The organism is Massilia sp. UYP32, assembly GCF_050434365.1.
Classification (GTDB): Bacteria; Pseudomonadota; Gammaproteobacteria; order Burkholderiales; family Burkholderiaceae_D; genus Telluria; species Telluria timonae.
The window spans coordinates 126839-139924 of the sequence record NZ_JBNDIK010000019.1 but is presented as its reverse complement, the minus strand read 5'-3'; the positions used below and the strand labels follow the sequence as shown (position 1 = coordinate 139924).

Below are 13086 nucleotides of genomic sequence, written 5' to 3'. Positions count from 1 at the left end.
CGACCCGGACGAAAATTTGACCGCGTCGTTAAGGCAGTAGCTCAACGGTATCCAGAAAAACGGCTATCGAGAAAACCTTAACTTAGCGGCATTAGGGTCAGAGTAGAATTATTTTGCAATTTCTTTTAAAGCGGGCGCTGTGAACATGGCCCGGATAATAGTTGATTGCGAGTTATTGGGAATTAATTCTACTCTGACCCTCATTATCGGGATTGCGGAGAAATTGCTCAACAATTCTACTCTGACCCTCATTGGGAATAGTCAGGTGGGAGGGTGATGGTGGCGGTGAGGCCGGGGGTGTTGTTGGTCAGGGTGAGGGTGCCGCCGTGGGCTTCGACGCAGGAGCGGGCGATGGAGAGGCCGAGGCCGACGCCGCTGCCGCCGGCGCCGCCGTGGCCGTTGTCGCCGCCGGTGTCGCGGCAGCGGGCGCTGTCGAGGCGGGCGAAAGGTTCGAAGACGCGGTCCAGCTCGGCCTCGGGAATGCCGGGGCCGTTGTCGATCACGGCCAGGATCACGTCGCGGTCATCCCCCGGCGCGCTGGCGCACAGCGTGACCTCGGTGCCGTGGCGGATCGCGTTCTCGGCGAGGTTGCCCACGGCGCGGCGCAGGGCGATCGGGCGGCAGCGGTAGGGCAGCCGGTCCGGGCCGGCGTAGCGGATGCGCTTTCCGGGACGCGCCAGCTCCGCCGCCAGCTCGCGCATTAGCGCCGCCAGGTCGACGTCCTGCGACGGCTCGCCGACGCAGTCCTCGGCCGCGAAGCGCAAGGTCTGCTCGACCATCAGGCCCATCGTCTCGAGCGTGCGGATCATCGCCGCGCGCAGCTCGGGGTCGTCGATCAGTTCCACCCGCACGCGCAGGGAGGTGATCGGCGTGCGCAGGTCGTGGCTGATCGCGGCCAGCATGCGCGTGCGGTCTTCGATGAAGCGCTGCTGGCGCTCGGCCATCGTGTTGAAGGCGACCGTCAGCTCGCGCGCCTCGCGCGGCCCGGTCACCGGCAGCGGGCCGTCGTGCTCGCCGCGGCTGAAGCGCTCGGCGGCGCGCTCCAGCGCGCGGATCGGACGCAGGATGCGGCCGATGAAGGGCAGCGCCACCAGCAGTACCGGCAGGGTGCTCACCGGGATCGAGAAGTGCAGCGGACGCCACCAGGGACTGCCGCCGGGCGACTGCTGGTAGCCCACCAGCCAGCGTCCGTCCGGCAGCTCGACCGAGGCCAGCATGCCGGCCTGCTTGACGCCATCGTCGCCCGGCGCATGGTCGGTCAGCTGCACCCAGCTGCGCGGCGCCGGCGCCGACGCCGACATGCCGGACAGGCGCTCGGCCAGGGCCTGCGCCTGCTTGCGTTCGGCCTCGTTCATCGCCAGGCTGGTGGAGCTGGCGCCGCTGGCCAGCCAGAAGCGCGCGCTCGGCGAGCCGATCGCGGCCAGCATCTCTTCTCCCTTGTCCGGCGACAGGCGCAGCGACTGGTAGATCCCGGCCATGCGGTCGAGCATGTAGCGCGCGGCCAGCGGATGCATGGCGTCCGGGGCCAGCTGGCGCGCCACGATGGCGGCGGCGTGCGCCAGCAGCACGGCCACCAGCAGCGTCGCGACCAGCTGGCCGCCCATGGTCTTCGGGATCAGGCGCATCAGCCTGCCGCCGGCAGCGGCTTGACGTCGGCCGTGAACACATAGCCGTCGCCCCACGAGGTCTTGAGCAGGCGGGGCCGGCGCGGATCGCTTTCCAGCTTCTTGCGCAGCCGGCTGACCTGGCTGTCGATGCTGCGGTCGAAGTTCTGCACCTCGCCGTCGCGCGTCAGGTCGAGCAGCTCGTCGCGGCTGAGCACCTTTCCGGCGCGCTCGACCAGCACGCCCAGCAGGCGAAATTCCGACGTGCTCAATGCCACCGGTTCGCCGCCGGCGTCAACCAGCTCGCGCCTGGCCATGTCCAGGGTCCAGTCGCCGAAGGCGTAGCGGCGGCCGTGCCAGCCGGTCGCGGCGCGGCTCAGGCGCCGCAGCATGCCCTTGATGCGGGCTACCAGTTCGCGCGGATCGAAGGGCTTGGTGACGTAATCGTCGGCGCCGATCTCGAGCCCGGCGACGCGGTCTTCCTGGCTCGCCATCGCAGTGAGCAGGATCACCGGCGTGCTGCTGGTCTCGGCCAGGTGGCGGCACAGCGACAGGCCGTCCTCGCCCGGCAGCATGACGTCGAGCACCACCAGGTCGATCCGATGCTGGCGCAGCAGCGTGCGCGCGGTCGCGGCGTCGGCGGCGGTCAGCACCTCCAGGTCGTGCCGGCGCAGGAAGGCGGCGAGCGGGTCGCGGATGTCGGCGTGGTCGTCGACCACGAGGATACGGGATGAAGTGGAAACAGGATTCATTGCTGGAATATCAAGACTTGCCACAACTTGACAAACTTTCTGGCGGTTAATTGCATATGATAATCATTATCATTCACCGCGAACGGGCCTGGCAATAGGTGTTCGCCGTATAAAAGAATTTTGAGCGACAGAGAAAGAACGAAGCGTATGCAGCACACGACAACGGCATGGTTCAAACGGACGACCATCGCGGCGGCGCTCCACGGCGCCCTGGCCCTGAGCGCCCACGCCGCACCGGAAGCACCGGATTTCAACCCGCAAGCCGCCGGCGCGTCCGGCACCGTGCCGACCGTCGTCGTGACCGCCGCCGGCTTCGAGCAGTCGGCCACCGACGCTCCCGCCAGCATCACCGTGATCACCCGTGAAGACCTGGAAAAGCGTCCGTTTCGCGACCTGACCGACGCGCTGCGCGACGTCCAGGGCGTCACCGTCACCGGCGTCGCCAACGAACAGGATATCCTGATTCGCGGCCTGCCGGGGCAATACACGCTGATCCTGGTGGACGGCAAGCGCCAGTCGACGCGCGACGCGCGCACCAACGGCAACGCCGGCTACGAGCAGAGCTTCATTCCGCCGCTGGAGGCGATCGAGCGCATCGAAGTCGTGCGCGGCCCGATGTCCTCGCTGTATGGCTCCGACGCCATGGGCGGCGTGATCAACATCATCACGCGCAAGGTCGCCAAGGCCTGGGGCGGCTCGCTCGGCGTCGACGGCACCCTGCAGGAACACAGCGATTCGGGCAACTCGACCCAGGGCCAGTTCTTCCTGAACGGTCCGATCGCCAGCAACGTCCTCGGCCTGCAGCTGTGGGGCAAGCAGAACAAGCGCACCGAGGACGAGATCCTGAACGGCTTCAACGGCGCCAAGGACCGCGACCTGACCGCGCGCCTGGCCTGGACCCCGAACGCCGCCCACGACGTGCTGCTCGAAGCCGGCAAGAGTGAGCTCAAGCGACACAGCTCGGCGGGTGGCGTGCTGGCGCCGAACGCTGCCAACACCCGCCAGGAACACAGCCGCGACCACTGGTCGCTGTCGCACAACGGGCGCTGGGGCTGGGCCACCTCGCAGGTCGCCCTGACCCAGGAAAAAGGCCAGCGCGAGACCTACGCGCAAGACCGCGCCGGCGACTACATCCGCAACACGCGCGCGCCGGAAATCAAGAACACGGTGCTGGACGCGAAGCTCAACACCCGCCTGGGCGACCATTTCCTGGTGATCGGCGGCCAGTACAACCGCGGCGAACTCCTAGACCAGAACCCGGGCCGCCGCACCGGCGTGGACGAGCACTTCAGCATCATCCAGAAGGCGCTGTTCGTCGAAGACGAATGGAGCCTGACCGACACCCTGGCGCTGACCGCCGGCCTGCGCGCCGACGACCACGAAATCTACGGCAACCACTGGTCGCCGCGCCTGTACGCCGTGTGGCATACCAGCGACGCGGTGACGATCAAGGGCGGCGTCTCGCGCGGTTTCCGCGCGCCGGAAATCCGCAACATCGCGCCGGGCTATGCCTACACCACCGGCGGCGGCGGCTGCACCTATGGCCCGAACGGCACCTGCGGCGTCATCATCGGCGACCCGGACCTGAAGGCCGAGACCAGCACCAGCTACGAGCTGTCCGCCCACTACAACAACAAGGCCGGCATCCAGGCGAATGCGACGCTGTTCTACACCGACTTCAAGGACAAGGTGGCGAACGCGCTGATCTACAACGACGACGGTTCGATCGCGCGCTGGTCGGAAGACCCGAACTACCGCCTCTGGTACAGCTACAACATCGACGACGCCACGATCCAGGGCCTGGAACTGGGCCTGACCTGGCAGCCGCTGCGCGCGCTGTCGTTCAAGTCGAACTACACCTATACCGATTCGGAACAGAAGGGCGGCGCCTACGCCGGCTATGCGCTGACCCGCACCCCGAAGCACCGCGGCACGCTGCGCGCCGACTGGAACGTCACCGACGCGCTCGACCTGTGGGCCTCGGTCACCTACAACGGCAAGGAGATCAATGCCGCCGCGCGGTCGGGCAGCAATGGCGTGACCCTGCCCAACGGCGCCAAGGAATACGGCGACTACACGATCGGCGACATCGGCATGACCTATGACTGGAGCCGCAGCGTCGCCATCAAGGCCGCGCTGTTCAACGTCAGCGACAAGCGCCTGGACGAGCTGACCTACAACACGGTCGGCGACGGTCGCCGCCTGTGGCTCGGGGTGACCACACGCTTCTGACCACACGCTTTTATATACCCCATTTGTTGAACGAGACAGGAATACCGACATGACCATCAAGAACATCTTCCAAGGCCGCCGCGCAGTGCTGGCGGTCGGCGCCGCCCTGGCCTTCGGCGCGCTGCCTGCGCAAGCCCAGAACACCGTGCAGATCAAGCATGCCAGCGGCACCACCGCGGTCCCGGCCAATCCGAAGAAGGTCATCGTGCTCGACGCCACCACGCTGGACAACCTGTCGGCGCTGGACGTGAATGTCGCCGGCGTGCCGACCATGAGCACCACCGCGCGTCCGCTGCCGCGCCACCTGGCGCGCTACAACAGCGCCCCCAAGATGGGCACCCTGTTCGAGCCGGACTATGAAAAAATCCACGGCGCCAAGCCCGACCTGATCATCGTCGGCGGCCGTTCGCAGGCCAAGTACGCGCAGCTGGCCAAGATCGCCCCGACCATCGACCTGACCCCGGACCGCACCAACCTGGTGGCCAGCGCCAAGAATAACGTGAATACCCTGGCCGGCCTGTTCGGCAAGCAGGCGCGCGCCAAGGAACTTACCACCAAGCTGGACAGCTCGATCGCCGCCCTGAAGAAGCAGGCCGAAACGGCCGGCGCCGGCCTGATCGTCCTGACCACCGGCGGCAAGATGAGCGCCTACGGTCCGGGCTCGCGCTTCGGCGTCCTGCACGACACCTTCGGCATCAAGCCGGCGGTGGCCAAGCTCGACACCTCGAACCACGGCCAGGCGATCTCCTTCGAATTCATCCAGAAGACCAATCCCGACTGGCTGTTCGTGATCGACCGCGACGCCGCCATCGGCCGCGAAGGCACCGCCGCCGCGAAATTCCTGGACAACGAACTGGTGCGCCAGTCGAACGCCTGGAAGAACAAGCGCGTGGTCTACCTCGATGGCCTGAACTGGTACACCCTGGGCGGCGCCGGCATCACCGCGCTGCAGGAGAACGTCGACCAGCTGTCGCGCGCACTGAACACCGCGGGACGCTGATTGCAATGGTTGTAAACAAGCCGCCGCTCTGCGGCGGGGCGCCATGATGCGCCAAGCCGGGGGCCACGCCAGCGCGCGTGCCCCTCGTCACATCTCGCACGCCTGGCTGGCGCTGCCGTTATTACTGACGGCGGCGCTTGTCGCGTTGAGCGTGGCCATCGGCGCCGGCGACTTCAGCTTCGCCGGCCTGCTCGCGGGCACGCAGTCGACCGACTGGCAACTGCTGGTCGTCAGCCGCCTGCCGCGTACCCTGGCCCTGCTGCTGGCCGGGATGTCCCTCGCCGTGGCGGGCCTCATCATGCAGATGCTGGTCCGAAACCGCTTTGTCGAACCGTCCACCGCCGGCACCATCGAGGCCGCCACGCTGGGCGTCCTGGTGCTGGCGCTGCTGGCGCCCGATACCCCGGTGTTCGGCAAGATGCTGGTGGCGGCCGCCTTCGCGATGGCCGGCACCTTCCTGTTCCTCGGCCTGTTGCGCCGCATCCCCTTGCGCTCACCTTACCTGGTGCCGCTGGTGGGCCTGATCCTGGGCGGCGTGATCCAGGCGGTGACGACCTTCTTCGCCTTCCGCTACGACATGCTGCAGACCCTGCACGCCTGGACCGTGGGCGATTTTTCCGGCGTGCTGCGCGGGCGCTACGAGCTGCTGTGGCTCGGCGCGGTGCTGGCCTTCGCCGCCTGGGTCGCGGCCGACCGTTTCACGGTGGCCGGCATGGGCCAGCAGTTCACCACCAACCTGGGGCTGAACTACAAGCGCCTGACCTTCTATGGCTTGCTCATCGTGTCGGCGATTTCGGCGGTGGTGGTGGTCACGGCCGGCAGCATTCCCTTCCTGGGCCTGATCGTGCCGAACGTGGTCAGCATCCTGTTCGGCGACAATATGCGCCGCTCGGTGCCCTGGGTCGCGCTCCTCGGCGGCCTGTTCGTACTGGCCTGCGACATCATTGGCCGCCTGGTCGTGTATCCGTACGAGATCCCGATCGGCACGGTCGTCGGCATCATCGGCGGCGCGCTGTTCCTGTTCCTGTTGCTGCGAGGTCGTTCACGTGACGCTTGATATATCCCCCAAAGCGCGCCTGGCCCTGCTCGCAACGCTGGCGCTGTCCGTCGTCGCCGCCTTCATGCTGATCGGCGCCGGCGGCAACTGGGACTTCGTGTTGCCGTTCCGCGGCGCCAAGCTGGCCGCCATGCTGCTGGTGGCGTATGCGATCGCGGTCTCGTCCGTGCTGTTCCAGACGATCACCCACAACCGCATCCTGACGCCGTCGATCATGGGTTTCGACGCCCTCTACCTGTTGATCCAGGCCACGATCATCTTCAGCCTCGGCCTCGATCCGCTCACGGAGACGGGCAACCCGAACCTGCGCTTCGCGATCGAGGTGGTGCTGATGACGGGCTTCGCCTGCCTGCTGTTCCGGGCGCTGTTCAACGGCGCCGCGCACAGCCTGCACCTGATGCTGCTGGCCGGCATCGTGTTCGGACTCCTGTTCCGCAGCCTGTCGAGCTTCGTGATGCGCCTGATCGATCCCAACGAGTTCATGGTGCTGCAAGACCGCATGTTCGCGTCCTTCAATACGATCCAGACGGGCCTCTTGTGGGTGGCGGCGGTCGCCATCGGCCTGGCCTCGCTGCTGGCCTGGCGCCTGCGCCACCAGTACGACGTGTTGACGCTGGGCCGCGAGATCGCGGTCAACCTCGGCATCGATTACCGGCGCACGGTGATGCTGACGCTGGCCCTGATCGCGGTGATGGTGTCGGTGTCGACCGCCCTGGTCGGCCCGGTCACCTTCTTCGGCCTGTTGGTGAGCAACCTGGCCTATGTGACGGCCGGCTCCGGCAAGCACCGCTACCTGCTGCCGATGGCGGTGCTGTGGGGCGTGGTGTTCCTGGTCGGCGGCCAGGTGCTGCTCGAGCGCGTGCTCGAACTGAACGCCACCGTCAGCGTCGTCATCGAGTTCGTGGGCGGCCTGCTGTTCCTGTTCCTGATCACCCGTAGAAAGTCCTAGATGATCGAGATTTCCCATATCAGCAAGCGTTATGCCGACACCGTGGTCGTCGACGACGTGACGCTCACCCTGCCGGCCGGCGGCGTCACCGCCATCATCGGCCCCAACGGCGCCGGCAAGTCGACCGTGCTGTCGATGATCAGCCGCCTGCTGCCGATGAGCGCGGGCCGGGTGCTGGTCGACGGCATCGACGTGGTCAAGGGCGATAGCAAGGAACTGGCGAAACGCCTGGCCATCCTGCGCCAGGACAACCACCTGCCGATGCGCCTGACGGTGCGCGACCTGGTCGCCTTCGGCCGCTATCCGCACACGCAGGGCCGGCCGACGGTCGAGGATGCGGCTCACGTCGAACGCGCGCTCGGCTACCTGGGCCTGGAAGCGCTGGCCGACCGCTACCTCGACCAGCTCTCGGGCGGCCAGCGCCAGCGCGCCTTCGTGGCCATGGTGCTGTGCCAGGACACCGACTACGTGCTGCTCGACGAGCCGCTCAACAACCTCGACATGCGCCACGCGGTCGACATGATGGGGTTGCTGCGCCGCACCTCGCGCGAACTGGGCAAGACCGTGATCCTGGTCCTGCACGACATCAACTTCGCGTCCTGCTACGCCGACCGCATTGTCGCCATGCGCGGCGGGAAGGTGGCCTACCACGGCACCCCGCAAGAGCTGATCCGGCCCGAGGTGCTGCGCGACCTGTACCAGCTCGACATCCGGGTGCATGAGGTCGACGGCCAGCGCATCTGCGTTTATTACTAATGAGTTACTGACGAGGACGGCTATGGAACGCTGGGTGGTGTACGCCTTCCTGTCGATGCTGTTCGCCGGCGTGACGGCCGTCATCGCCAAGCCTGGCCTCACCGGCATCTCGGGCGACCTTGGCATGGCGGTGCGCACCTGCTTCGTGTTCGTGTTCGTGCTGCTGTTCGCGGCCGCCGTGGTGCCGGCGCGCGAGCTGCAGGCGCTCACCCCGGCCAATATCGCCTGGCTGGCAGGTTCGGCGGTGGCCACCGCGCTGTCGTGGATTTTCTACTATAAGGCGATCAAGGAAGGGCAGGTGTCCACCGTCGCCCTGATCGACAAGGGCAGCGTGGTGATCGCGATGGTGCTGGGCTGGCTGTTCCTGCAAGAGGCGCTCACGCCGGCCAAGCTGGCCGGCTGCGGGCTGATCGTCGCCGGCCTGCTCGTGATCGCGCGCGGATGAGCGAACGCCATCTGCTACACTCGGCCGATCGTATCCCTTGAAGACCGTGCCGCGTTGATCCAGACTGTTCCTTCCACCGACCTCCCGCCCGTGCTGGCCGGCCCCATCCTGCGCCGCCTCGAGCCGGGCCGCCTGGTGCTGTGGCTCGTCGGCAGCGACGCGCTCGACCTGACCCTGGCGCTGGCGCCGCAGGGCGGCCCGGCGCGCCGCCTGCGGCTCGACGGCGCGGCGTGCCGCGTCGTCCGCGTCGGCCGCCATGCATACGTGCACCTGATCGACGTCGCGCTGGACGAGCCGCTGTCCCAGGACGTGCTGGTCGAGTACGACCTGGTCCTGGACGGCGGCGCCGGCATCGCGCACTGGGCGCCGCACCTGCTGCACGCGGGGGCGGACCGGCCCAGCTTCGTGCTGCGCAGCCGCATGGACGACATCCTCTACGGTTCCTGCCGCAAGCCGCACCACCGCTCGCGCGACGGCCTGGCCTGCGCCGACGCGCTGCTGGCCGGCCAGGCCAGGGATGCCGACGCGCGGCCCGCCATGCTCATGCTGTGCGGCGACCAGGTGTATGCCGACGACGTGGCCGGCCCGATGCTGGCGGCCATCCATGCGCTCATCGAACGCCTGGGCCTGTACGGCGAATGCCTGGAAGGCGCCGTGGTGGAAGACAGCGAGGCGCTGTATGCCCACCCGGCCGGCTATTACCGGCGCGAAGACCTGCTGCCCGCGTTCAAGTCGAACGACGACTTGCGCGACCGCTTCTTCGGCGGCTCGGAAAAGCCGATCTTCACCACCGCCAACGCCCACAACCACCTGGTGACGCTGGCCGAGGTGATGGCGATGTATTTATTGGTGTGGTCGCCGGCGCCGTGGCAAATCGTGGGCGAACCGCCGATGCCGCCCTTGACGCCGAAGCACGTCGAACGCTGGCGGCGCGAAGGCGCGGCGCTGCAGGGTTTCTGCGCCGACCTGCCGGCCGCCGCGCGCCTGATGGCGCACGTGCAGACCCTGATGATCTTCGACGACCACGACATCACCGACGACTGGAACCTGTCGGCGAAGTGGGAGACCACCGCCTACGGGCACCCGTTCTCGCGCCGCATCATCGGCAATGCGCTGGCGGCCTATATGCTGTGCCAGGGCTGGGGCAACCGGCCCGACGTGTTCGGCGAGGCGCTCGACGCCATGGCGGCGTTGACCGCCGCGCCCGATGCGCGCGGCCGGCTCGACCCGGGCGCGCAGGACGCACTGATCCAGCACCTGCTCGCGTTTCGCCAGTGGGACTACATGCTGCGCACCCAGCCCGCCATCATCGTGCTCGACACGCGCACGCGGCGCTGGCGCAACCGGCGCACGCCCGGCCATCCCTCGGGCCTGATGGACTGGGAATCGCTGACCGAGCTGCAGCACGAACTGCTCGACGAGACCGCGGCCGTGATCGTCTCGGCGGCGCCGATGTTCGGCGTCAAGCTGATCGAGGTGGTGCAGCGCATCGCCACCTTCGCCGGGCTGGCCCTCACGGTCGACGCCGAGAACTGGATGGCGCATCGCGGCGCGGCCAGCAGCATGCTCAATATCTTCCGCCACTCGCGCACCCCGGGCAACTACGTGATCCTGTCGGGCGACGTGCACTATTCCTTCGTCTACGACGTCGAGGTGCGCGAATCGGACCGCCCGCAGCACGTGTGGCAGATCACCAGCAGCGGCATCAAGAACGAATTCCCGCGCCGCCTGCTCGACTGGCTCGACCGCCTGAACCGCTGGCTGTATTCGCCGCGCTCTCCGCTCAACTGGTTCACCAAGCGGCGCGACCTGGCCCTCAGCCCGCGTCTGCCCGACCAGCGCACGCGCGGCGAGCGCCTGTGGAACGGCGCCGGCATCGGCCAGGTATGGCTCGACGCCCATGGCCGCCCGCGCCGCATCGTGCAGCACAATGCCGACGGCCGGCCGTCGACCGAGTTCCTGGTGCCGGACGACGCCGACGCCGCCACGCCGGCGGCCGAGGAATCGCAGCGGGCCGCGTAGGCCGCGTGGCCTAGCCCAGCGCGAGCGGCTGCCCGCGCGCCCAGCGGTTCGACGACAGCGAAAAGCTCAGCGCCCGCACCTGGTGGTACCAGCCGGCCGGCACGTACAGCATGTCGCCGGGCTCCACGATGATCTCGACCAGCGCCGCCTGGCGCGCCAGCGGGAAGGCGTCGAAGTCGGGCGCTTCCGGGTCGAACGGAGAGCCGAACAGCAGCGGATTGGCCTCGCGCGTATACAGAAAGGCGTCATGGTGCGGCGGCGCCAGGAAGATCCGTTTGGTCCCCCACAGCTGGGCGAAGATATTGTCGTCGTAGTCGCAGTGCAGCGGGGTCACCGTGCGCGCCGGGCCGATCCAGAAGCGGGGAGGGCCCATCTTGTCGAACCAGGTCGGCCAGTGGCACAGCCGGTTCAGCTCGCGCAGCGACAGGTTGCCCACATAGGGCGGCAGGTCCGATGTGGCGTCGGGCGGCGTCAGGTCGAGGTAGTCGCGCAGCAACATGTCCCGCATCGCGCGATCCGGCGCGAAGGCCGTATTGACGTAGTCGCCGACGCGCGCACGCACCGGCAGATGGCCGAACTGCGCGCGCAAGTCCTGCGGTGTCAGGCTGGCCAGCGGCCAGCGCTTGACGATGCCGGTGACCAGGAAGGGCATGCCGGCCGCCGCCCGCGCACGAAAGCCGGCCGCATCCAGCCGGGCCAGGCGCGGCACGGCGGTGAACGGGGGAAGCTGGCGCGCGGCCTGGCGGATGGCGTCGCGCATCGAAGCGATCGAGGCTACGCCGCGCACCTGCGCCGCTTTCTCGGCCTCGGCCTGCTTTTTCGCCGCCGCATCGGCCGCCGCCGGCAGGGCCTGGCGCGGCGGCAGGCGGCTGCCTGTAACTTTTTCTACTGCCATGTCATGTCGTACTGGACGCCCGGATAAGACGAAACCCCGTATGGTACTGCCAACACGCGTTTCATCCCGCTGCTCATTGATAAAAAGCAGCTTTTGAGGCGGATGGAACGGCTCTGTTAGTCAGCGCACGGTCTCTTAGTACTGGTCCATTGTATTTTTTGTATCGCGACGCAGTTGGTTCGATACTGCGCTCGTGACGGAGCCCTGGAAGGGCGCTCGCCCCGAGATAGGGACGATGAGCCTGGGACATTGATGGAACCTTTGCGGTGGTTTGAGGTCAGTGAATCAATAAACTGATCTTAGGCATGAAGCCGCGCAGCCATTGATGTACCGCAGGCAGCTTTCGTTCCCGCGTCATGTATCGGACTGAATCAAGGAAGAATGTGGTGATAGTCGAATATCGGTCTACTCCGCGTTGGTCACACATTTTATGAGGGATACATCATGGATAATCAAAAGTCTACCGAGGGTAAAGGCATTGACGCCAACAAGGCCGGTTCGAGCATCGGCAAAAGCCAGGATTCCAGCCTGAACAAGGGCACCACCGCCTCGTCGGGCAGCCAGCAGAGCGCGTCGTCGAACCTGAGCAGCACGGGTTCGTCGCCATCGTCGTCGAGCCAGCAAAGCGCTTCGTCGAGCGGCAACCTGGGCAGCACCGGCTCGTCGACCTCGGGCTCGGCGCCGGGTTCGCCGTCGTCGCAGTCGTCCTCGTCGATCGGCTCGCAGTCGTCGTCGTCGAACATGAGCTCGGCGGCAGGCAGCACCGGTTCGCTGGGCAACAGTGGCCTGGGCGCATCGTCGTCGAGCCAATCGTCGACCCCATCGTCGGACTCGTCGTCCTCGTCGTCGGCTTCGTCGTCGGATGCGAACGGCGATAAATCGTCGGGCGGCATCAAGGCAGCGATCTCGTCGATCTCGCCAGACAAGGTGCACGCAGGCATCGACAAGGCAGCGCAAGCCGCCCAGCCTGTCGTCGACAACCTGGCTTCGCGCGCCCACGCCGGCGTCGACAAGGTCACCGGTCTGCTGAGCTCGGCTCAAGAGAAATTCGGTGGCGGCTCGGCCCAGCTGAGCGAGAAGTGCTCGGACCTGTCGGCCCAGGGCAAGGAATACGTCAAGAACAACCCGGGCAGCGCGCTGCTGGCCGCGGTCGGCGTGGGCTTCATCCTGGCCAAGCTGCTGGGTGGCTCGAGCGACCGTCACGAATATCGCAACTACCGCGATTACCGCGACTGATCGTGATGACAAGAAGCGGGCCGTCGGCGCGCTTCTCGCATGACCCGGCCGGCTTTCGCCGGCCGGGCTTTTTTCATTCTCGCTTTTCCTCGTCGCACTATTTAACGCTTCCTTAACGCCTCACTAACATCTCGATGA

11 protein-coding genes are annotated in these 13086 nt (G+C 67.0%); 8 read left to right on the top strand and 3 right to left on the bottom strand.

The window, feature by feature from the left end; genetic code table 11:
• Window positions 1–248 precede the first annotated feature (248 nt).
• Both ABIB42_RS16425 and ABIB42_RS16420 read right to left on the bottom strand, forming a co-directional pair.
• On the bottom strand, window positions 249–1625 hold the full coding sequence (locus ABIB42_RS16425; protein ID WP_005665555.1) for an ATP-binding protein: 1377 nt from the start codon (window positions 1623–1625) through the stop codon (window positions 249–251).
• Window positions 1625–2356: a response regulator gene (locus tag ABIB42_RS16420; RefSeq protein WP_005665557.1), complete on the bottom strand. Its 732-nt coding sequence runs from the start codon at window positions 2354–2356 to the stop codon at window positions 1625–1627. The genes ABIB42_RS16425 and ABIB42_RS16420 overlap by 1 nt, the downstream gene beginning before the upstream one ends.
• Before the next feature lie 147 nt (window positions 2357–2503).
• Between ABIB42_RS16420 and ABIB42_RS16415 the strand changes: the two genes are divergently transcribed.
• The 7 genes from ABIB42_RS16415 to ABIB42_RS16385 all read left to right on the top strand — a co-directional run bounded on the left by ABIB42_RS16415 (window position 2504) and on the right by ABIB42_RS16385 (window position 10817).
• Complete coding sequence (locus tag ABIB42_RS16415; protein WP_005665558.1) at window positions 2504–4588, top strand: TonB-dependent receptor domain-containing protein; 2085 nt, start codon at window positions 2504–2506, stop codon at window positions 4586–4588.
• A gap of 49 nt (window positions 4589–4637) precedes the next feature.
• Window positions 4638–5588, top strand: coding sequence for a siderophore ABC transporter substrate-binding protein (locus tag ABIB42_RS16410; protein WP_005665560.1), 951 nt, complete (start codon window positions 4638–4640; stop codon window positions 5586–5588).
• 46 nt (window positions 5589–5634) lie between these two features.
• On the top strand, window positions 5635–6645 hold the full coding sequence (locus ABIB42_RS16405; protein ID WP_051205062.1) for an ABC transporter permease: 1011 nt from the start codon (window positions 5635–5637) through the stop codon (window positions 6643–6645).
• Window positions 6635–7594, top strand: a complete 960-nt coding sequence (locus ABIB42_RS16400) for an iron chelate uptake ABC transporter family permease subunit (protein ID WP_005665564.1) — start codon at window positions 6635–6637, stop codon at window positions 7592–7594. The genes ABIB42_RS16405 and ABIB42_RS16400 overlap by 11 nt, the downstream gene beginning before the upstream one ends.
• A complete protein-coding gene (locus tag ABIB42_RS16395; protein WP_005665566.1) occupies window positions 7595–8350 on the top strand; it encodes an ABC transporter ATP-binding protein in 756 nt (251 codons plus the stop codon).
• A 22-nt stretch (window positions 8351–8372) separates the two neighbouring features.
• Window positions 8373–8795 (top strand): EamA family transporter, encoded by a 423-nt coding sequence (locus ABIB42_RS16390; protein ID WP_005665567.1) that lies wholly within the window; start codon window positions 8373–8375, stop codon window positions 8793–8795.
• 90 nt (window positions 8796–8885) lie between these two features.
• Window positions 8886–10817 (top strand): alkaline phosphatase D family protein, encoded by a 1932-nt coding sequence (locus ABIB42_RS16385; RefSeq protein ID WP_005665568.1) that lies wholly within the window; start codon window positions 8886–8888, stop codon window positions 10815–10817.
• A gap of 10 nt (window positions 10818–10827) precedes the next feature.
• Here ABIB42_RS16385 and ABIB42_RS16380 read toward each other — a convergent pair whose 3' ends face one another.
• Window positions 10828–11712, bottom strand: a complete 885-nt coding sequence (locus ABIB42_RS16380; protein WP_005665569.1) for a cupin-like domain-containing protein — start codon at window positions 11710–11712, stop codon at window positions 10828–10830.
• A 444-nt stretch (window positions 11713–12156) separates the two neighbouring features.
• Here ABIB42_RS16380 and ABIB42_RS16375 point away from each other — a divergent pair, with 444 nt between their 5' ends.
• The gene (locus ABIB42_RS16375) at window positions 12157–12948 is read left to right on the top strand and encodes a DUF883 family protein (protein WP_429248649.1); all 792 of its coding nucleotides are present in this window, start codon (window positions 12157–12159) and stop codon (window positions 12946–12948) included.
• The last annotated feature ends 138 nt before the right edge of the window (window positions 12949–13086 follow it).

Coding starts and splice junctions, on each gene's coding strand:
- ABIB42_RS16380 (WP_005665569.1), bottom strand. CDS start 11,712: ATGGCAGTAGAAAAAGTTACAGGCAGCCGCCTGCCGCCGCGCCAGGCC.
- ABIB42_RS16415 (WP_005665558.1), top strand. CDS start 2,504: ATGCAGCACACGACAACGGCATGGTTCAAACGGACGACCATCGCGGCG.
- ABIB42_RS16420 (WP_005665557.1), bottom strand. CDS start 2,356: ATGAATCCTGTTTCCACTTCATCCCGTATCCTCGTGGTCGACGACCAC.
- ABIB42_RS16375 (WP_429248649.1), top strand. CDS start 12,157: ATGGATAATCAAAAGTCTACCGAGGGTAAAGGCATTGACGCCAACAAG.
- ABIB42_RS16410 (WP_005665560.1), top strand. CDS start 4,638: ATGACCATCAAGAACATCTTCCAAGGCCGCCGCGCAGTGCTGGCGGTC.
- ABIB42_RS16425 (WP_005665555.1), bottom strand. CDS start 1,625: ATGCGCCTGATCCCGAAGACCATGGGCGGCCAGCTGGTCGCGACGCTG.
- ABIB42_RS16405 (WP_051205062.1), top strand. CDS start 5,635: ATGCGCCAAGCCGGGGGCCACGCCAGCGCGCGTGCCCCTCGTCACATC.
- ABIB42_RS16395 (WP_005665566.1), top strand. CDS start 7,595: ATGATCGAGATTTCCCATATCAGCAAGCGTTATGCCGACACCGTGGTC.
- ABIB42_RS16390 (WP_005665567.1), top strand. CDS start 8,373: ATGGAACGCTGGGTGGTGTACGCCTTCCTGTCGATGCTGTTCGCCGGC.